General features: G+C 56.6%; 18 protein-coding genes and 3 pseudogenes. 12 read left to right on the top strand and 9 right to left on the bottom strand.

Annotated features, from left to right (window positions below):
* Positions 1 to 363: 363 nt before the first annotated feature.
* From B30_RS16330 to B30_RS16320, 3 genes are all read left to right on the top strand, one after another.
* Positions 364 to 1,875, top strand: coding sequence for a flavin monoamine oxidase family protein (locus B30_RS16330; protein ID WP_232616936.1), 1,512 nt, complete (start codon positions 364 to 366; stop codon positions 1,873 to 1,875).
* A 17-nt stretch (positions 1,876 to 1,892) separates the two neighbouring features.
* Positions 1,893 to 2,297: a c-type cytochrome gene (locus B30_RS16325; RefSeq protein ID WP_009573244.1), complete on the top strand. Its 405-nt coding sequence runs from the start codon at positions 1,893 to 1,895 to the stop codon at positions 2,295 to 2,297.
* A 61-nt stretch (positions 2,298 to 2,358) separates the two neighbouring features.
* Positions 2,359 to 2,850: a RidA family protein gene (locus B30_RS16320; protein ID WP_009573243.1), complete on the top strand. Its 492-nt coding sequence runs from the start codon at positions 2,359 to 2,361 to the stop codon at positions 2,848 to 2,850.
* A gap of 177 nt (positions 2,851 to 3,027) precedes the next feature.
* Here B30_RS16320 and B30_RS22545 read toward each other — a convergent pair.
* A pseudogene (locus tag B30_RS22545) lies at positions 3,028 to 3,276 on the bottom strand (IS30 family transposase); the annotation flags it as partial.
* Between the two features lie 192 nt (positions 3,277 to 3,468).
* On the opposite strand from B30_RS22545, the pseudogene B30_RS16315 reads away from it, so the two are divergent.
* From B30_RS16315 to B30_RS16275, 9 genes and pseudogenes are all read left to right on the top strand, one after another.
* Positions 3,469 to 4,761: pseudogene (locus B30_RS16315) on the top strand (ABC transporter substrate-binding protein).
* Between the two features lie 110 nt (positions 4,762 to 4,871).
* Positions 4,872 to 5,759 (top strand): branched-chain amino acid ABC transporter permease, encoded by an 888-nt coding sequence (locus tag B30_RS16310; RefSeq protein WP_009573241.1) that lies wholly within the window; start codon positions 4,872 to 4,874, stop codon positions 5,757 to 5,759.
* A complete protein-coding gene (locus B30_RS16305; protein ID WP_009573240.1) occupies positions 5,756 to 6,793 on the top strand; it encodes a branched-chain amino acid ABC transporter permease in 1,038 nt (345 codons plus the stop codon). Before B30_RS16310 ends, B30_RS16305 begins: the two co-directional genes overlap by 4 nt.
* Complete coding sequence (locus B30_RS16300; protein ID WP_009573239.1) at positions 6,781 to 7,524, top strand: ABC transporter ATP-binding protein; 744 nt, start codon at positions 6,781 to 6,783, stop codon at positions 7,522 to 7,524. Before B30_RS16305 ends, B30_RS16300 begins: the two co-directional genes overlap by 13 nt.
* 2 nt (positions 7,525 to 7,526) lie before the next feature.
* Positions 7,527 to 8,228, top strand: coding sequence for an ABC transporter ATP-binding protein (locus tag B30_RS16295; RefSeq protein ID WP_198430628.1), 702 nt, complete (start codon positions 7,527 to 7,529; stop codon positions 8,226 to 8,228).
* A gap of 38 nt (positions 8,229 to 8,266) precedes the next feature.
* Positions 8,267 to 8,917 (top strand): GMC family oxidoreductase N-terminal domain-containing protein, encoded by a 651-nt coding sequence (locus B30_RS16290; protein ID WP_009573237.1) that lies wholly within the window; start codon positions 8,267 to 8,269, stop codon positions 8,915 to 8,917.
* Between the two features lie 145 nt (positions 8,918 to 9,062).
* A pseudogene (locus tag B30_RS22805) lies at positions 9,063 to 9,284 on the top strand (aldehyde dehydrogenase family protein); the annotation flags it as partial.
* 95 nt (positions 9,285 to 9,379) lie between these two features.
* Complete coding sequence (locus B30_RS16280) at positions 9,380 to 10,831, top strand: hypothetical protein (protein WP_009573236.1); 1,452 nt, start codon at positions 9,380 to 9,382, stop codon at positions 10,829 to 10,831.
* A gap of 165 nt (positions 10,832 to 10,996) precedes the next feature.
* Positions 10,997 to 12,139, top strand: coding sequence for an FAD-dependent monooxygenase (locus B30_RS16275; RefSeq protein ID WP_009573235.1), 1,143 nt, complete (start codon positions 10,997 to 10,999; stop codon positions 12,137 to 12,139).
* Positions 12,140 to 12,198: 59 nt separating this feature from the next.
* Here the strand turns inward: B30_RS16275 and B30_RS16270 are convergent, their stop codons facing one another.
* The 8 genes from B30_RS16270 to B30_RS16235 all read right to left on the bottom strand — a co-directional run bounded on the left by B30_RS16270 (position 12,199) and on the right by B30_RS16235 (position 19,352).
* Complete coding sequence (locus B30_RS16270) at positions 12,199 to 12,807, bottom strand: flavin reductase family protein (RefSeq protein WP_009573234.1); 609 nt, start codon at positions 12,805 to 12,807, stop codon at positions 12,199 to 12,201.
* Between the two features lie 198 nt (positions 12,808 to 13,005).
* Complete coding sequence (locus B30_RS16265) at positions 13,006 to 14,658, bottom strand: tannase/feruloyl esterase family alpha/beta hydrolase (protein ID WP_009573233.1); 1,653 nt, start codon at positions 14,656 to 14,658, stop codon at positions 13,006 to 13,008.
* Positions 14,659 to 14,780: 122 nt separating this feature from the next.
* The gene (locus tag B30_RS16260; protein ID WP_009573232.1) at positions 14,781 to 15,401 is read right to left on the bottom strand and encodes an isochorismatase family protein; all 621 of its coding nucleotides are present in this window, start codon (positions 15,399 to 15,401) and stop codon (positions 14,781 to 14,783) included.
* 82 nt (positions 15,402 to 15,483) lie between these two features.
* The gene (locus tag B30_RS16255) at positions 15,484 to 16,515 is read right to left on the bottom strand and encodes a leucyl aminopeptidase (protein ID WP_009573231.1); all 1,032 of its coding nucleotides are present in this window, start codon (positions 16,513 to 16,515) and stop codon (positions 15,484 to 15,486) included.
* A gap of 33 nt (positions 16,516 to 16,548) precedes the next feature.
* Complete coding sequence (locus B30_RS16250) at positions 16,549 to 17,325, bottom strand: alpha/beta fold hydrolase (RefSeq protein ID WP_009573230.1); 777 nt, start codon at positions 17,323 to 17,325, stop codon at positions 16,549 to 16,551.
* An 11-nt stretch (positions 17,326 to 17,336) separates the two neighbouring features.
* Positions 17,337 to 18,038, bottom strand: coding sequence for a maleate cis-trans isomerase family protein (locus B30_RS16245; RefSeq protein ID WP_009573229.1), 702 nt, complete (start codon positions 18,036 to 18,038; stop codon positions 17,337 to 17,339).
* Between the two features lie 159 nt (positions 18,039 to 18,197).
* Positions 18,198 to 18,869: a TetR/AcrR family transcriptional regulator gene (locus B30_RS16240; protein WP_009573228.1), complete on the bottom strand. Its 672-nt coding sequence runs from the start codon at positions 18,867 to 18,869 to the stop codon at positions 18,198 to 18,200.
* 51 nt (positions 18,870 to 18,920) lie between these two features.
* On the bottom strand, positions 18,921 to 19,352 hold the full coding sequence (locus B30_RS16235) for a MarR family winged helix-turn-helix transcriptional regulator (RefSeq protein ID WP_009573227.1): 432 nt from the start codon (positions 19,350 to 19,352) through the stop codon (positions 18,921 to 18,923).
* Between the last annotated feature and the right edge of the window lie 27 nt (positions 19,353 to 19,379).

Genomic DNA, 19,379 nt, shown 5'->3' with positions numbered 1-19,379 from the left:
AGACAAATCCCGGCTCTCACAATATATCACACTCGACCGCGCAACGTGGTCCTGCCGATCGACGAAAGCACTGACACTACGCCCGCTTCGAGCGGAACTGATTTTGCACTTCGATGCCATTTTTAGCACCTGTGATTACTTTCTGTTCGTCATCCCTCCCTTGCATTTTTGCTTTTCTCATTTTGATTGCGTCGGACTTGCATGGACGCGCTGCAGAATGGCTAAAGTACAGTACTGCATGTTGATCATTTGGGTCGGCATGAAAGGCAATAAAACATAGGATTTTCAATGACTTTTAATGCACAAGGGATGTCCCGCCGGTCATTGCTAAGCATGATTGGCACTGTTGCAGGCAGCGCGGTCATGTATAGCGCTATGACTGAAATGGGGTTGGCTCAATCCTCCAATTGGGCAGGTCGACCGGAGTTGAGAGGCGCGCCGAAAGGCACACGGATTTTGGTCCTTGGGGCTGGTCTTGCCGGTATGACTGCGGCGTTCGAGTTGCGGAATGCTGGCTATGAGGTGAAGGTTCTCGAATACCGTGAAAAGGCTGGCGGGCGATGCTGGACACTGCGTGGGGGCGACACTTACACGGAGCTTGGGGGATTTGAGCAAAAGGTTGAGTTTGAGGACGGCAACTACCTCAATCCCGGTCCTTGGCGCATCCCAAGCGACCACTTCGCGGTGCTTGATTATGCGAAACGGTTTGGCGTGGAGCTGGAGCCGTTCATTCAGGTCAACTACAACGCCTATGTCCACAACACCGAAGCCTTTGAGGGTAAACCGCAGCGGTTCAAAGAAATTGACGCCGATTTCAGAGGCGGTGTCAGCGAACTTTTGGCCAAGGTTGCGGATCAGGGCAAACTGGATGGGCTGGTCAGCGCCGAAGATGCGAAAATCCTTGTCTCGGCCTTGAAACGCTATGGCGCCCTGGATGAAAACGCGGCCTATGTCACAGGCGAGGACTCGTCGTCCCATCGCGGTTGGTCCAAGGCAGAAGGCGGCGGTGCCGACGGTGAACCCATCCCGTCCGAGCCGCATGATTTGTCCACCATTCTCAATTCCGATTTGTGGAAGAGCCTCACGGGCGGTCTGCACCTGCACATGCAGACGACCATGTTCCAACCTAAGGGTGGCATGGACATGATTGCGCAGGGCTTTGAAAAACAGATCAAAGACCTGATCACCTACAACGCCAAGGTTGTGAAAATTCGCAACACCGACGACGGCGTCGATGTCACATGGGTGCCGTCAGATGGGGCAGGGGCCGCGGTGGTGGAAAGTGCAGATTACTGTATCTGCACCATTCCCTTCTCCGTTTTGGGGCAGATTGATCATGATTTTTCTGCGCGGATGTCTCATATCATTTCGACCATGCCCTACGCCTCTTCGACCAAGGTTGGTTTGGAGTTCAAGCGGCGGTTTTGGGAGCAAGACGAGCACATCTATGGTGGGATCAGCTACACCAACTTGCCGATCTCGCAAATCTCTTACCCGTCTACGGGATATTTCAGCGATGGCCCCGCTGTGCTTTTGGCGGCCTATAGCTGGGGCGCGTATTCTTATCAGTTCAACGCCTTGCCGCCTTCTGAACGGGTGGCCAAAGCCTTGGAATATGGGGCGCAGATCCACCCGCAATACACCGAAGAGTTCAAGACCGGCGTAGGCGTTGGTTGGCACCGCGTGCCATGGACGCTCGGCTGTTTCGGCCTGTGGAATGACCGCGAGGCCGACTACATGGAGGCGACGAAAATGGACGGACGCACATTGATGGCAGGCGAACATATTTCCTACCTCCCGGCGTGGCAGGAAGGGGCGATTTTGTCTGCTCTCGATGCCATCAAACGCCTGCACGCCACAATCATCGAAAACTGAGAACAGGAGAGACATCTATGAAGCATATATTTATGGCTGCCCTTGCCGTCTCAGTTTTTGCTGTGCCGCTTTGGGCCGACGAGGTCCGTCCTGACACTTCTGGCTGGTTTGAGAACCCGGCTAAGTTGGATCAACGTGGAGGTGAAGATATCTACCGCGCGGTCTGTGCAGCGTGCCACATGCCTGACGGCAAAGGCGCGCAAGGGGCGGGGATGTATCCGGCCTTGGCGGGAAATCACAACCTCGAATTCGCGGACTACCCCACCCACGTCGTGCTCAACGGGTTGCGTGCCATGCCCGCCTTGGGTGGCCAACTTGATGACGCACAAATTGCCGAGGTCGTAAACTACATTCGCACGAGCTTTGGCAATAGCTACGTCGAAGATCCCGCCACAAGCGATCTGGTTGCGGCGAGCCGCTGAACCTTCTGGCGCCGGGTGATCGCCCGGCGTCCTCTCTCCCTACATTCAAAAGGAATATAACATGTTGTCCATTAAATCTCTGCTCTCCGCTTTGGTTCTGTCCAGCTTGGCCGTGCCTGTTCTTGCAGAGGAGCCTGTGCGTCACCCGCTGCCGAACTCGACCTTTCCGATCCTTCAGGCTGTGGAAGTTCCTGCGACTGCGACCACGGTTTACCTCTCGGGCACTGTCCCGGGTGTGTTGAACGCAGACGCGGAAAAGGGCACAATCGCGGCCTATGGCACAATGGAAGAGCAAACCGTCTCCGTGCTGAACCGCATTCAGGCCACTTTGGAGTCGCTGGATATGAGCATGGGCGATGTCATCAAGATGCAGGCTTTCCTTGTGGCTGAGGACGACAAACTGGTGGATTTTAGCGGCTTTATGGACGGCTATACACAGTTTTTTGGCACAGAAGACCAGCCAAACCTTCCTGTGCGGTCTGCTCTGGTTGTCGATGCTTTGGCGAATCCGGGCTTTCTTGTCGAACTTGAAGTGACGGCTGTCCGTCCTTGATCTGACGCGTCAAATCTATGACAACCTCCGAAGCCACAGTGTGTTCCGTGGCTTCGGAACGGCGATTGTCCCGAGAGACTGCCGATGGAATCCACCGGCGCGTCATCGGTTGGGCTGTCAACGACCGGATGAAACGCGACCTGGCCATCCTCAACGATCACAGCGGGCAAAGCAGATTCAACCGGTTGTCGCAGCACCATTGATCATATCCTGTTTGAGCAGTTGGTCGAGTACTTCTGCTGGTGTTCGCCAGCCGCGTGTTTTGCGTGGTCGCGTGTTCAGGGCATGGGCAACCGCATTCCATTCGTCTGTGTGATGCTGATCGAGCTCCGTTTCTGTGCGGAAGCATTGTCGGCGCAAACCATTGGTGTTCTCGTTGCTGCTGCACCGCCAGTGGCTTTGCAGGCCGCAGAAGCAGACGTCAAGCGGGAGCCTGGGTGAATTGTAGCCACATATGGGGCAATTTCGCCCAATTATTAGTCGACTGAATAATTTATTTACAAGCAACCGTAATTTTTACTTGTCTGAATCAGTTCGCTTAGAGATCGTTGTTATACGAACAAAAACACAGCCAGTCTCAATTGGCCAAGTGATGTACATATCCAACAGGAGCGCACTATGAAGAAGGACATCGTTTCCCAATCTTCCCTTTCCCGCCGTTCGCTGCTGCGCGGTGCTGCCGGGGCTGGGCTTTTACTGTCAGCGCCCGGCCTCATCGGTCGCGCGCATGCACAGTCCGGCGACGCTATTCGCCTCGGAGCCCCGTTCCACCGCACTGGCATCGGTGCCTCTTATGGGCGCTGGTATGAACGCACAGCAAACGCTGCCCTTCAATTGATCAACGAGCAGGGCGGCATCAACGGTATGCCGGTTGAAATGATCGTTGAGGATGATGGCACCGACCCGAAACGTGGCGTGGAGGTGATGGAGAAATTCGCAACCGAACACAGAGTCGACGCAGTTTTCGGTCACCTCTATTCCCACGTCGTCGCTGCCACGGCGCCGCGCGCGGGCGAATTGAAAATGCCGTATTTCCTTTGCTCCGAGGCGCACACTCTCGCGTCTGGCGCCTTCAGCCGCTATTGTTTTCAGCCCTCGATCACCGATGTGAAAAGCCAAGTCGTCTCGATGGCACCGTAGATTTCCAACAATCTGGGCAAGAAAATCACCCTGATCTACCCGGATTTCAACTTTGGCTATGATCATCGCGACAACATGACTGCCGCGATTGAAGCGCAGGGTGGTGAAGTTGTGGCATCGATCGCGATTCCGCCGACCGAGACCTCCTTTACCCGCTACATGCCAAAAATTCCGTTCAACACCGAAGCGATCTATCACGTGATGGTGGGCCCGGCTGTTCTGACCTTTGTGAAAGAACTGGGCGAGCATCTTGGCAGGAACCGCCCGGAAATCTTTGGCTTTATCGACAGTCTCGAAGGTGTGGATATGAATATTCCACAGCTTGAGTACCTCGAAGGCACCTACTTCTGGGAGGCCATGCCGCGCTATGCACAGGCAAATCAATCCGAGTTTGACAAGTTCTTCCGCGAAAAAGTTGGCGTGGATTCCAATGGCGCTTCGCTTGGCGATCCGAAAGACATCGCGACCTACGCGCATATGTTCTCCGTCTGGGAGACCTTGTTTGCGATGAAGGCGGCGATGGAAAAGGCCGACTACAAAGGCCCGGATCAAAAGATCGACTTCTTGGAGGCGATGGAATCCATCACCGGCTTCGAAGAATCGAACGAGTTCCCGCAGGGTGACAAGCTGTTCAACGGCAAAACGCACCAGTCCTTCGGGCATCAGAACATCTCCAAAGTCACGGACGGCAAACTCGATGTGGTGTATCGCACCACGATCGAAGAAACGCTCTACCCGGACGAGACCGACTACACGCAGATGTCGTTCTGATCTCATCTCTCTGCGAAGGCTGATTCATGACGGCCTTCGCCCCTTAAACTTCAAAAAAATCGGACGGGTTTGCTTTCATCGGCAGGAACGAACCGATTGGAGTACGCACAATGGACATCGCTCCATATCTCTTGCTCGCCACATTGGAAGGGCTGGTTCAGGCCTCCGTTTTGATGCTGACGGCGCTTGGTCTTTCGCTGGTGTTCGGCGTGATGCGCGTTGTGAACGTCGCGCACGGCGAATTCTTCATGGTCGGTGCGCTGATCGCCTGGGCCTGTGGGGTCTATATCCCGGGCCCGCCTGCTGTAGGCTTTGTCATCGGCTTGGTGGTCGCGCCGCTGTTCGTTGGGGGGCTTGCCTGGTTGGCCGACTGGGCCGTTCTCAAACGCATCAATTACAACCCCGAGGGCACCATCGTTTCGACGATCGGGATGCTCTATATCATCCAACAATTCGCGCTTTTGACCTTTGGTCCCGATGCGCGCGCCGTCGATGCGCCATTCTACTACACGATCCGCACGCCTTGGTTTGGGTATTCGAGTTACAAGCTCTTTATCATTGTGATCGCCTTGGCGCTTGTCGCCGGTCTGTGGTTCATGCTGCGCCGCTCCAAAGTCGGTTTGCTGATGCGGGCCACCCAGTTTGACAAAGAAACGGCGCAGAATTTTGGCATTCCCGTGGACAAGGTCTATTCCGCTGTCTTCGCCATTGGCGCCATGCTGGCCGCCATCGGTGGGGTGCTCGTCGTGCCGAACCAACAGGCGCATTACCTGATGGGCACCGATCCGCTGCTTCTGTCTTTTGTGGTCGTCATCGTCGGCGGACTGGGCTCGATTCCGGGCACCATTGCCGCCGCCGTGCTCATCGGCCTCTCCGATGGTTTGCTCTCTGTGTTCTTCTCTCCGACACTGGCCAAAATCGTATCGACACTGCTCGTCGCCATCGTTCTGGTGTTCAAACCGCAGGGCCTGTTCTCCGGAAAAGGAGCGCGCGCATGAGCCTGCACTCCACAGAAATTTCCTCTGTCAAGGCCGCGAAAGCGGCTGAGGCGAAGAAAGGGAAGGATCGCTTCATGATCATCCACAACGGCAGGCTACTTGCCCTGTCCCTCGCCACGCTTTTCGTGATTTTCGTGTTGCAGTTTGCATTGAGTGACTATTTGGTTCTCGCTTTGACGCGTATTTTGATCATGTCGATCTTCGCCATGGGATATAATATGTTGATGGGCTACACGGGTCTCCTGAGCCTTGGACATGCGATGTTCTTTGGTTTTGGGCTCTATGCGGCCGGGTTGTCGAGCTACTATTTTGGCACATCCCTACCCGTGTCCTTTGTCATCGCGATTGCCGCCTCTTTGGTGTTCTCCTTTGTCATCGGGCTTTTGGCGCTGCGCACCGAGGGCGTGTCCTTTATGATCGTCACCTTGATGTTCGCCCAGGCGGCCTATCTGGCGACGCTCTATTTCTCGAAAATCACTGGCGGTGATCAGGGCCTGACCCTGCCGACCGATGCGCGTTCCTTCTCCTTGCTCGGGGCCAATTTTGACATGACCTCGGATGTGGTGCGCTTCAATCTGGCGTTCGGTATCTTTGCCGTGGTGCTGATTTTCTTCTTCTTCGTGACCCAAGGCCCACTTGGCCGCCTGTTCACCGCCGTGCGCGAAAACGAACCGCGCACCCAGATGTTGGGCTTTGACACCTACCGCGTGCGCCTTGCGGCCTTTACCCTGTCGGGCACCGTTTGTGGCCTTGCCGGTGCGCTCTACGCCCTGATGTTTGGCTATATTGGCTCGGCCTTTGCGGGGTTTCACTACTCGATCGAGGCGCTTTTGTTCACCCTCGTCGGTGGTCCCGGCACGCTTTTGGGTCCGCTTTTGGGCACCGGCATCATGACCATGCTCATCGACCGTCTGAGCGGCATCACCACCGCCTATCTGATCATCATCGGGATCATCCTCATCGTTGTGAACATGTGGTTCCCCAAAGGCATTCTTGGCACCATTCGTGAAAGGTGGGTCCCATGGCTGAAGTAACTCTTCTTGAAACGCGTGGTCTTGCGCGCCATTTCGACGGGCTCAAAGCGGTGGATGGGGTGGATTTCACCCTCAACGTCGGAGAAATCCGCGCCATCATCGGGCCGAACGGGGCGGGCAAATCCACTTTCGTGAGCCTGCTCTCCGGGCGCATCCCCCCCTCTGCTGGTCAGGTGTTCTTTGACGGCAAAGATGTCACCAATCTTCCGGCGTTCAAACGCGTGCGCCTCGGCATCGCCTATACGTTTCAGATCACCAACATCTACCCCAGCCTGACCGTGTTGGAAAACATCGAAATCGCGGTTCAAAACCGGCTTAAACCGTCGCTGTTTGGCGGTGCGAGCGAAGCGCAAATTCAGTCCGAGGCGGCCCTTGCCGCACAGGCTGTCGGGCTTGGCGACCGGATCGGGGACACAGCGGGCAACCTCGCCTATGGTCACCAGCGTCTGCTGGAAGTGGCGATGGGGCTTGGTCTTGAGCCGAAATTGTTGATCCTCGATGAACCCACACAGGGCCTCTCGGATGCCGAAATCAAGAACTTCATCGAAGTGGTGAAACGGGTCAATGAAACCGCCACCGTATTGATTATCGAACACAATATGGACGTGGTTTTGGCGCTGGCCGACCGCATTACCGTGCTCGAACGCGGTCGTCTTTTGGCCGAAGGCACGCCGGATGAAATCGTCGAAAACGTCGCCGTGCAGGCCGCCTATTTGGGAGAACCGGCATGAGCATGATGTCTGTTAAAGGCTTTGACGCCTTCTATGGCCGCAGTCAGGCGCTGCGCAATTTTTCGATTGAGTTGAAAAGTGGCGAGGTGCTTTGCCTTTTGGGGCGCAATGGCGCGGGCAAAACCACAGCGCTGAAAACCATCATGGGCACGGTGCGCCCGGCGGCGGGTACGCTGATGCTCGACGGCAAGGATTTGACTGGCGTGCCAGCTAAGGACATTCCCCGCGCGGGCATCGGCTATGTGCCGCAGGGACGGCGGTTGTTTACCGAGTTGACGGTTTGGGAAAACCTCGAAATCGGCCTGTGGACCCGCAACACCAACGTCAGCGCGCTCGATCATGCGTTGGAACTTTTTCCGGTGCTCAAAGAGCGGATGACTCAGCGCTCCGGCACTTTGTCGGGCGGCGAACAGACCATGTTGGCCATGGCGCGCGCCATGTGCATCAATCCCTCGGTGATCATGCTTGATGAGCCGACCGAAGGCCTGATGCCCTCCGCCATTGCCGGGATCCGCGATGCGGTGATCAGGTTGCGCGACGAAGGTGTCGCCGTACTTTTGGTAGAACAGCGCGTCGATGCCGTCCTCTCCATCGCCAATCGCGTCGCCTTTATGGACCACGGCGAAATCAAAGCCGAATTCGATATCGAAGAGGTGCGCGCCAACCCGGAGCTTCTCCACCACTATGTGGGGGTCGGTCGTTAGGCCGTCCTCCCTCCGTCGTCCAAAAGGGGGAGTAAAGTATGAACCAGTTTAGCCCTGCCGAGCTGTCCCCGGATGGCGAACTTATGTCGGAATCGATGCGCTCTAGATATGACTTTATCGTCTGTGGCGGTGGCACCACCGGCAGCGTGGTGGCGCGGCGCCTCGCCGAAGATCCAAACGTCTCGATCTTGTTGATTGAAGCGGGCGGATCAGATCGTGTGCCGCAGGTGATCGACAGCACGCAATGGATGTGGAACATCGGCACATCGCGCGATTGGGGCTATAAAGCGGCTTCCTCCAAAACCGTCAACGGTCGCACACCGCTTTTGCCGATGGGCAAAGTCTTGGGCGGCGGTTCGTCGATCAACAGCTCGGTCTGGGCGCGCGGCCATATGAACGACTTTAACAACTGGGCCGCCGCCTCGGGCGAAGAGGGCTGGAATTACGACAACATCTTCAAGGTCTATTGCAAGATCGAAGATTGGCAAGGCACCCCGGAGGCGAAACGCCGCGGCCAGGGTAGGTTGTTGAACATCCTTCAGCCGGAAAATCCGTTTCCGCTCGTTGCAGGTCTGATCAAAGGCGCTGAGCCGGAAACCACAATGGGACCGCTGAGCTCGTCGTGTCAGTTGCAAAAAGTCATGGGCTATCTCGACGAAGGCAAAACCCCGTCGGGGCAGAAACCGTGATCGGCGGCGGGCGCATTGGTGAGAGCGGTTTTTTCATGGAGCCGACGATCCTTGCGGGCACTACAGATGACATGTCCGTGTTGCGTGGCGAAATCTTTGGCCCGGTTCTGGCCTGTCAGGCCTTTGAGGCGCCTCTCTCGATAAAGTTGCCGCCAAAGCCAACGACACCGATTTCGGTCTGGCGGCCTCGATCTGGACCCGTGACATTTCCACCGCGCATGAGCTGGCGAAAAAGGTCAAAGCGGGCTCCGTTTGGATCAACCAACACAACTTTTATGATCCGGCCTTGCCGTTCGGCGGTTACAAACAATCCGGTTGGGGACGTGAGGAGGGCTCTGAAGCCTTCTGCACCTTCACCGAAGTCTAAACCGTCTGTGCCGCGCTCTAAGCCGGCCCAAGGTCAGGGCGTTAGGGTCCTCTCGGATCGCTCTGGCTTTCCTTTGTTTCTACAGGATGAGAGCCATGACCCTTTTGCATCTTCGTGGGTCGCAGAACACAGTCCCTGTGTCGTTTGACCGTCGGTTTCTACGCGCCATGACTCGCGCCATGACCGCGTTTCTCTGCGCCATGCCTGCCGCCGCCATGGCCCATGAGGCGGCGGGTGGGTTCATCCTGTTGATGCCAACGGAGATTTATATCTTCGGTGCGGGTCTTGCGGTTTTGGCCAGTTTCCTAATCCTCGCAATCGTCCCCGCCGCCCGGTTTCATCGCCTGTTTGCCTTAGAGGTCCGCGTCTCAACCGCTCCGCGCCGCATCCCGACTGCGCCGCTGTCGCTCCTGTCGCTCGGCTTCACCCTGTTTTTGCTCTATGCTGCACTGGCGGGTCCGGATGATCCGCTGACCAATCCGATCACCCTCGGGGTGTGGACCTTGGGATGGATCGTCCTGTCTGTGATGACGGTCGTGTTTGGCAATCTTTGGCCCTGGCTCAATCCATGGATCGGCCTGTTACAGATTTTGGGACTTGGCAAACGGCCCATTTTGACCCTGCCCAAGCAGATCGGGTTTGGCGTCGCCTTGGTGCAGATGTTCTACCTGGTCTGGATTGATCTGATCTCGCTCCATGCCACCGATCCAGAGGCCTTGTTCGTGCATGTGTTGTGGTTTTTGGTGCTCAATGGTTTTGGCATGATCCTGTTTGGCACAGAGGAATGGACACGGCGCGCCGAGCCTTTGCATGTGCTTTTTTCCCTGCTCGCGATCCTCTCGCCCTTTGCCTGTACGCAAGGTGGTAAGTTGGGTTTGGTGTTCCCCGGTGCGCGCGTGTTGCGTGACGCGCCGCTCTCTTTGAGTGCCAGTGCCTTTGTCATTTTTATGCTGGCCTCTGGCACGTTCGATGGGGTGTCGTCCACGTTTAAATGGTTGCAGCTTTTGGGCGTGAACCCGCTTGATTTTCATGGCCGTTCTAGCGTGATGTGGCCCAATTCTTTGGGGCTGGTCGGGGCCTTTGTCTTGGCCGCTTTGGTGTTTTTCGGTGCGATTTGGCTGGGCGGTTGCATGGCCCAAAGCACCGTGTCCTTTGCTGTGCTCGCGGGACGCTGTGTCTATACATTGGTGCCGATCTATGTGGCCTATATGCTGTCGCATTTTGCCACCCGCCTGATCATGGATGCGCAATATCTGTGGATTGTGCTCTCTGATCCTTTGCACAAAGGCTGGGATATTTTCGGCACCGCCCACAACCATCCGAGCCAATCCATGTTCAACACCGAATCGGGTATTCATCTGATCTGGGCGTTTCAGACCGGGGTGATTACGCTTGGTCATATCGTCGCCGTGCTCATGGCTCATGCCGTCGCCTTGGACACTCATCGCCGTCCGCGCGATGCGGTTTTGGGCCAGGTGCCGTTGGCGCTTTTGATGGTCGGATATACCTCGCTCGGGCTGTGGCTTCTTGCCGCGCCGCGGCTGTGAGGGGAAGAGGTCATGCTCTGTCTTTTGCTGGAGGTTCTTGGGGGTTTTTTGCGCAAACCCGTGAAATATCGGTGTTTCGCGTTCGAAAATGCTTTCGTGATCCGCTTTTATTCATTAGCATACTAACAAATAATACCATCCTCAAATCGCACAAGGATTCCAAAAATGGATGAGATCGAACATGTCGACATTGCCGTCATCGGTGCAGGTCTTGGGGGCGCCGCTGCCGCCGCACTTTTGTTGAACGCAGGCTTTTCTGTGCACACGTTTGAACAGGCCCCCGAGTTCAGCCGTCTGGGCGCGGGTATTCATGTCGGCCCAAACGTGATGAAGATTTTCCGCGAAATCGGCCTTGAACAACGCCTGTCTGAGATCGGATCGCATCCGGATTTCTGGTTCTCGCGTGATGGCAACACCGGCGAATACCTGTCCAAAATTCCGCTCGGAGATTATGGCCGCAAAGAGTACGGCGCCTCCTATATCACCATTCACCGAGGTGATTTGCACGCGGAACAGATCAACATCCTGCCCAAGGATAAAATCCATTTTGACCACCGTCTGACCGGGATCGAAGAGCGCGACACGGATGTGCTTTTGACCTTTGCCAATGGCAACCGGATCGCCGCCAAAATCGTTGTTGGCGCAGATGGTATCAATTCAATGATCCGCGAGACGCTTTTGGGCGTTGAAAAACCGCGCTATTCCGGTTGGGTTGGACACCGCGCGCTGGTCAATATGGACAAGCTGAAATCGACCGGGATCGACTTTGAGCCCTGTGTGAAATGGTGGTGGGAAGCCTCGCGCCACATCATGGCCTATGCCACCAAGGGCGATGGGTCCGAATATTATTATGTCACCGGCGTGCCTGCCGACACATGGGATCACGACACCAGTTTTGTCGACAGTTCGCGCGCAGAAATGGAAGCGATCTTTGGCGGCTCGCATCCGATGGTGCAGGCGCTGATCGACGCGACAGAAGAGGTCACCAAATGGCCGTTCTGGAACCGGGATCCGATGAATCTCTGGAGCCGGGGCCGTCTTGTGATGTTGGGCGACGCCTGCCATCCGATGCGCCCGCATATGGCGCAAGGGGCCTGTATGGCCATCGAGGATGCCGCCGTTTTGACCCGGGCTTTGTCGATCACGGGGCTGACAGATTACGCCAGCGCGTTTAAAACCTACGAGAGCACGCGCATCAAACGTGCCACCAAAGTGCAAAGAATCTCCAACGCCAACACATGGCTGAAACAGCCTGAAGACCCTGCCTGGGTCTATGGCTATGATCCGATGACGGCGGAACTGAGTTGACAAAAGCGGCCCCGGAAACGGGGCTGCTTTTATGTGGACCAGAGAGTTAGGTCAGAGGATTAAAGCTTAGGCCGCCGCATTTGAAATACCGTTTCAATCGCGGCGAAATCCTGGTAGCCAAGCCTGCTCAGAGGGGCGTAGGACAAGACGTCAAAGCGGCCGTCTTCGGTCAGGCAGTCGTCGCGCAAATGGATGGCCTCGACCCGCGCGAGGATCATCAGATTGCCCTCACCCTCAAGATCAATCGGCTGTGTCAGGCGGCACTCCATTGACGCAGGGGCATGGGCGAGCCTTGGGCAATCTATGGTCTCACATTCCGCCATCGGCAATCCCAGCACCTCAAATTCGCTTTGATCCGCGGCATAGGGCGCAGAGGAGGCATTCAACGCGTCGCGGTCGGCAAGCCCGGCGATGTTGATGCAAAATACGCCCGTTTCCAGAATATGACTGTAGCTGTCCTTGCCCTTGTCCCGATCCGATTTGCCACCAATGGACGAGACAATCACCTGCGGCGGCGTATAGGCCACGGCGTTGAAAAAGGAATAGGGCGCAAGGTTGGTCGCGCCACTGCTGCCACGCGTGGATATCCAAGCAATCGGGCGGGGGGACACGATGGCAGAAAACGGATCACGCGGCAGACCGGAGCCATCTCTTGTCAGGTAGAACATCACTTTACTCCTGTGTCGAAGATATTCAGGGAATTATCTCGTGCTCGGCACCTATGCGATAGGGGCGAAACTGCACAGCGCTTGTCGGCTCAGGCCCCTGCGCGTTCGGTCGGTGGCAGCGGCGCGGGCAACTCCGGTCAGGGGCCTTGGTCGAGCGGAGCCCGACCAAAGTCTTTTCAGGGTATAAAGTTGTATCGCTTACTGGGTCGGTTCTCCGGCGGACAGCAGGCCCGCTGAGATACCGACGCTGCCCAAGATCACCTCGGACGGCGCACTGGGGCAGCTCCAATTTGAGGTGTCGTTCACATCGCCCTCGCCCGAATAGTGCGCCTGTGCCGGATAGGGACACAGGGGCATCGAGCGGGTGACGTCCCCGGCCTCAGTCAGCTTTTCAGCGGCGATGGTTGCAGGGGCCACGCCGTTTTCCACCCAGTTCTCAAGGGCTGCCAGCGTGTTGAAGCTGTCGGGGCCCGTCCCGCCGGAACAGTGACCCATTTCCGGCACCATAAAGAGGCGCGCGCTTTGTGAGAGTGCGTCATAGCCGCCTTTGCGGCGGGCGAGATCATCCACGAACCGAACGGTGCGGAACGGGCTGAGCGCATGATCGCCCCAACCGTGGTAGAGGATCATCTTTTTGCCCTGATCGAAAAAGGCTTCTGTCTCATCAAGGCCGGAACCGTTGCCATCCTGTGTCATCTTGATGAAATATGCGAGGGCATCGGACGGGATGGTCCCGTCGGCATCAATGCCAAAATCGCGCACATTGTAATCGGGGTCCTGCATCACGAGATACTGGATGATGTGGTCAGAAAACGCCCATTCGATCGGCGCAGGCGGGTTGCCGTCATTGCCCCAAGGCTCCGCCGCCGTGATGTCGTCAGCTGAAACACTGCCGCCTTGGAACAGGCTGAAGCCGCCGTCAAAGAGGACCGGCGCATAGCCGGGATAGACCAGACGGCCATCGTCGGTATGAAGCGCTGCGGCCTGCGGTTTCGTCAGACAATTATCACTGTCCGCGCCATCGCAAATCAGGCTTTCGGGCGCAAAGGAACACGCCGCCGGATTCTGGATCATACCGTCTGTCACCCCGTCGACTGCATCACAAGATGCCATGACTGCGTTCTGGATTACGGGCAGCGTGTTGGGGAGGATCTGGGCATCGTCGGCGAGAAGCTGATTGATCTGGAAATGCTGGATTTTCAGCATGGATGAGACATCCATGAAAGCCGCGCCCGAGATGACCCCATCGAAGTCGTCGGGATACCGGGCGGCGGCGACTTGTGCCATGCGGCCACCTGTCGAGCATCCGCTCAAATAGGAATAGCCGGGGCTCTCGCCATAAACCGCTTGGGCAAAAGCTTTAGCCGTGTTGGTCACAACATGTGAGGCACGATAGTAGTAATCGGCGATGGCGGGCGCATTCGGACTGCCGTCTTCGATCAGGGCAAAGCTTGCGTCAAGACCGCTTTCGGCGGTGTGGCCAAGATCGGTCATGGCGGTGACATAGCCAGAGTCATTGGCGTAGGCCACATCAACCGTGTTGGCCGAAGCTTTAACAGTGCCCGCGAGGCCGCCGTTGCCCAGCATTAAAAATCGGTTATTCCATTTTTGCGGCAGGCGAATCTGAAATTTTGCAAGCCCTTCGCCGATGTTATTGCCTTTGGTAATGACCGTACCGTCAACCAGACAAGCAGGGGTTCCCGAGGCTGTCGCGGTTACCTCGGTGACCGTCACCCCGTCAATATCGTAAGATTGTAGGGCTGATACCGAACATTCAAAGGCAAATGCGTCTGTTGCTGTGCATAACTGCGCCGATATAAGTCCTGTGATAAGGACACCTTTGGTGTGCATGTTTTCATCTCCATGTTGGGGAAGGGAGCGCGCAAGATGGCGCGGTATGGCCCGTTTCGGGTCCGATTGGGGCCACCCTTTTTGTGGGATGTGCCCGGCTTTCAGGCTGGCTGAGAGACGATTTATAAGTGGTTCAGCCAAGTTAGAATATCGGCACTGTCGGTGACATCGGCGTATTTCTGATCCATGTCGTAGAGGTTGGCCTCATGCGGTGCCTTGGCGCGATCCGCGCAGCAATCGCGCGGCACCAGAACATTATAGCCCGCCTGCACCGCATCGACGACAGTCGCACGCACACAACCTGATGTGGTCGCTCCAGTCACCACGACAGTGTCCACACCCGCGCCGGTCAACAGCGCATTCAGCGTTGAGCCGAAAAACGATGAGGCGCCTTTCTTGGTGACAATCGCATCCTTGGGCTGAATGCCAGTGGCGGCGTCGATCTCCACCAACCGTGTGCCCTCGATCAGTGCGCGCATGCCAGTGGCCTTTTTCAACCACGGGAGCTTGTCCAACTCGCCAGGATGGTAGGCGATGGTGGTGAAGATCACCGGAAAGCCCTTGGTCCGCGCCAGATCGCAAATCTCTTTGGTTCGAGCCATCTGAGCGCTGGCATCCGAGGCGGTCGGATATTGCACATCCGTGAACCCGTAGGAGAAATCCACCACGACGATGCCGGGGCATATCCCGCGCGGAACCGGCGCGCCAAACCCTGCGGCCTTATAGATGTCTGTCTGGGACATAGTGTTTCCTTCGGAAAAAATGGGGCGACCACAAAGTGGTAAGCAAGAGGCCGCCCCGGATGCGTCTGAGACCGGGGAAGCCTCAGTGCCGCTCCATCTGAATCTCTTTGACCACGATGTCGCCGTCGATCACGACCGGTTCGTCATCTAAGAACAAAGAGCAATTGCGCATCGGGATGTCGAGGTGACAGGCGGTGTCGTTCGGCCCGCCCAACTCGTTGTTCGGCCCGGTGGAGAACATGACATTGCCGTAGAAACTGCGCGGTTCCATGCCCATTCCACCCGGGAAAGCCCCTGGCACCATGTTGTGCCACTTTGCGTTCGGGTTCATCCCCCAGCCGATATGGCTCATGCCAAGCCCGCGCGGATCGTTAAACGCATCCATGTAGGACTTCACCAGTTCGGCATCGAGACCGCCACGCATATCCGTGATCCAACCTTTTTTGATCGTGTAGGTGATCGGCGAGCTGACATACATATTCTGCGGCAAAAGCACGTCACCAGGGGCCACGACGATCGTCCCGTCTACCCCGTCATCATCGCCGCCCGTGAACACAAAACCCGACGGCCAGTGATCCCAACGCCCCGGTTCATCGGTGCAGGCATATTCTGTCACTGCCGGATAGGTGTTGAGTTTGTAGGTCACATCGGTGCCATGCCTTGATGTGATGCGCATGACCTTGGCTTTCGAGAGCATCTCTCCGGCAATAGTCACTTTCTCTTTGATTTCCTGCGTTGGCAACATCCGCGCCAGAAGTTCGGGTGGCTCGACTGCGGTCAAAATCCGGGTGCCAGCCGCCTGAATCGCAAATTGTTCCGGCGAGAACAACAAGAAGATACAGTCGATCAACATATCGCAATTTTTAAGCGCCTCGACCGCATCGGGCAGGGCGGCCAGCCCGGTTTGACCCACGGCCCATTCCCCGATGATCGGCGGTGCGGGCAGGCGCATGTGATACATGCTCGCGCCAAGCATCCGCCCGGCGGCCATAAACGCATCGGCATAATCGAGGCGCTCATTGCCTTGGGTCAGTACGATGAGGCGTTCATCGCTTTGCACGCCCGACATCTTCAGCTGATGCAGGCAGATTTCCGTGAAACTGGCGTGATCCATTTCTGTCGTCCCTGTCTGTTTATGTGATCGGTCTCAGGCCGTGAAATCCATGGTGGCGGCAAGGAAGCCTTCAAGGTTGTCCCAAGGGATCATGTGTCCCGCGCCCTCGACCCTGCGTACCTCCATCGACGGCAGGAGCGCTTTGAGTTCCGCCTCATCCTCGTCTTGGATGACTGGCGCATTGCCTGCGATCACAAGCCGGGTCGGGATTGTGAGTTTCGGCACATCGGCGTGAATGTCGTCGGTATGAAACCCGTCATAGGCGGTGCGGATCGCGCCCCAATGACAGGTGTGCAGCCATTCGGCCCGCAGTGCGAGCTGGTCGTCACTCCATGTCGGGCAATAGGCGCGCATGTCCTCTTTGGTGCACCCCTTCACAGCCATTTTGATCGAGTCGCCATACCAAGCCCAAGGCGACGGGTAGGCGCGGCGGTTTGGGCCGGAGACCGGCGGATCGACCAGAATAGCACCTTTGAACACATCGGGTTTGGTCGCCACCGCACGGATCGCGGTGCGCGCGCCCATCGAATGGCCCATGACGATGGGCTGTTCCAAGATCTCGGCCAGTGCCACCGCATCAGCCGCCATAGCATCGAGCGTGTAATCCAGATCGCCGGTCTCACTGAGACCGCGCCCACGCACGTCGAGCACATGCACGTCAAATGCCTCCGCTAGGCGTTCGGCGACGAAGCCCCATGTGATCGCAGGCGATGTGATGCCGGGGATGAGCAAAAGCTGCGGCCCTTGCCCCTCATAGCGGATCAAATGATGACGAATGCCGTTGGCGTGCAGGTTATATCCAAATCCCATCTCAACTCTCCTCAATACGCGCCGGACAAAAGCGTCCCGCCACCCGGCACACGGGTGTCAAGGTTCAGCGCTTTGAGCATCTGCCATGTCGTGGCGATGGCGGCAGTCAAAACCGGTTTGCCGGTGATCGCTTCGGCCATGGAAACGGCCGACAATGACGGCATTTGAACGCAGGCCGACAGCACCACGGCGTCCACATCGTCGGTTTTCAACCGCTTGACGATCTCCGGCAGGTTCATCGGATCATGTGCCGCAACAGCCAAATTGTCCTGAATTTCAAGCGCAATGTAGTCGCTGACCTCGATGCCTTCGTTGCGGATATATTCCACCACCATTTCGGTCAGCGGCTTCATATAGGGCGCCACTAGGGCAATGCGTTTTGCGCCGAGCGCCCGGATGCCTTCGATCAGCGCCCCTGCCGAGGTCACGACCGGGGCGGGGGCGTCATTGTCGGCGGCAACCTGTGCCAGACGCGGGCCTGATACGCAGTGGTAGCCTTTGCCCATTGACATGATCGCCACGAGGCAGGCGTAGCCCATCACGTCGACCTTGGCATCGGACAGTTCAAGTGCGCAGCGGTCGCTGTCCGCGTCCATTTTCGCGAGCTCTTCCTTGGTCACATGCTTCATGCGCATCCTTGAAGAGTGAAAGGTGAACCGCTCCGGCTCAATGGCTTCGCGGGCTTTCAACAAGGCTGGAATTTCCGTTTCCATGGTGACGTTTGAACTGGGGACAATTTGCCCGATACGAAAGCTTTTCAATTGCGTGTCTCCGCTGTGACGTTAGGAGCACGTTAAATTAATCATATGTATAATAACAAGTCTAAATATTGAGCAGAAATAGGACTTATTCTGCTGTGGGTTAGCTGTGGTTCAGGGGGCGGCGCGCATGCCTGCGGACAGGAATGTCACCAGTTGGTGCAGCATGTCTTCTTTTCCGAATCCATTCAGATGCCCGTCAGTCAGGTCGTCCAAACGCCCCAAATCATTGAGCATGAAGAGATAGGTGCCGACCAAAAAGGCCATGCGAGTCGAAATCACATCGCGCGGAATATGTGGCAATGCATCGCACAATGCGCTGATGTAGCGCTTGACGGAGGCGTCGTAGACCTCTCGGCGCAGACGCAGGGCATGTTCTTCGGGCTCGGCGTGAAGCCGCGCTTGCAAAGCGACGAAGGCCGCACCGTTGGGGCCGGAATATTTCATATCCCACTGAGGCTTAAGGTAAGCCAAGAGAATATCTTCGACCTCGGGATTGGGCGTTTTCTCCAAAAGTCGGTCGAGATTGACATGGCGATGCCCGGCCAAAAACCCGCCACGCCGCAGGAAACAGGCGTCAAACAGATCCGCTTTCGAACCAAAGTAATAGCGCGTCAAAGCTTGGTTCACATTGGCGCGCCCGGCGATGTCGCGCAGGCTTGCGCCCTCAAAGCCAAACTCCGCAAAAGCCAGTTCCGCCTGATCTAGAATCACATCGCGCAAATCTTCGCTTTTGGAGGGGCGACCGGGTTTGCGGTTCTGAGAGAGTTTGGAGGCCGTTGCCATACTGTAAACCTTTAACGCGTCTGGGTCGGTAAAAATTATCTAACTGTATAGTCAGGTGAGCTTTTTGAGCAGATCGACAAATTGTTTTGCTTCATGCGGGGTCAGCGGGGCAAGCGTGTCTTCGGAAATCTGTTGCATCCGTGGCAGCGTATCTTCAATCAGAGCACGCCCCTTTTGCGTTGTGGACAACATATAGCGCCGTTTGTCTGTCGGGTCTTTTTCCATCTGGATCAACCCCCGGCTGATCAATCGCGAGACCACGCCTTTGGTGGTGGCGGCATCCATGCCAACAAGGCGCCCGAGGGCATTTTGCGACATCGGCCCGGCCTCGTTGCGCAGGCGAAACAGGGTTGAAAATTGCACCGAAGTCAGGCCGTCGACGATATGCTCGGCGAAAATACTCAGGTGGCGTTGGTTGGCAAGCCGGAGCAAATAACCGACTTGCTCTTCAAGCACATAATGCTGTTCCTGGCTTTCTGTCATCGGTCTGACGAATCCTTCGACGTTTTT

The sequence above is a fragment of the Celeribacter baekdonensis B30 genome (genome assembly GCF_000299875.1).
GTDB lineage: Bacteria > Pseudomonadota > Alphaproteobacteria > Rhodobacterales > Rhodobacteraceae > Celeribacter > Celeribacter baekdonensis_A.
The sequence above is the reverse complement of the archived record's forward strand: the minus strand, read 5'-3'. Positions and strand labels throughout refer to the sequence as shown.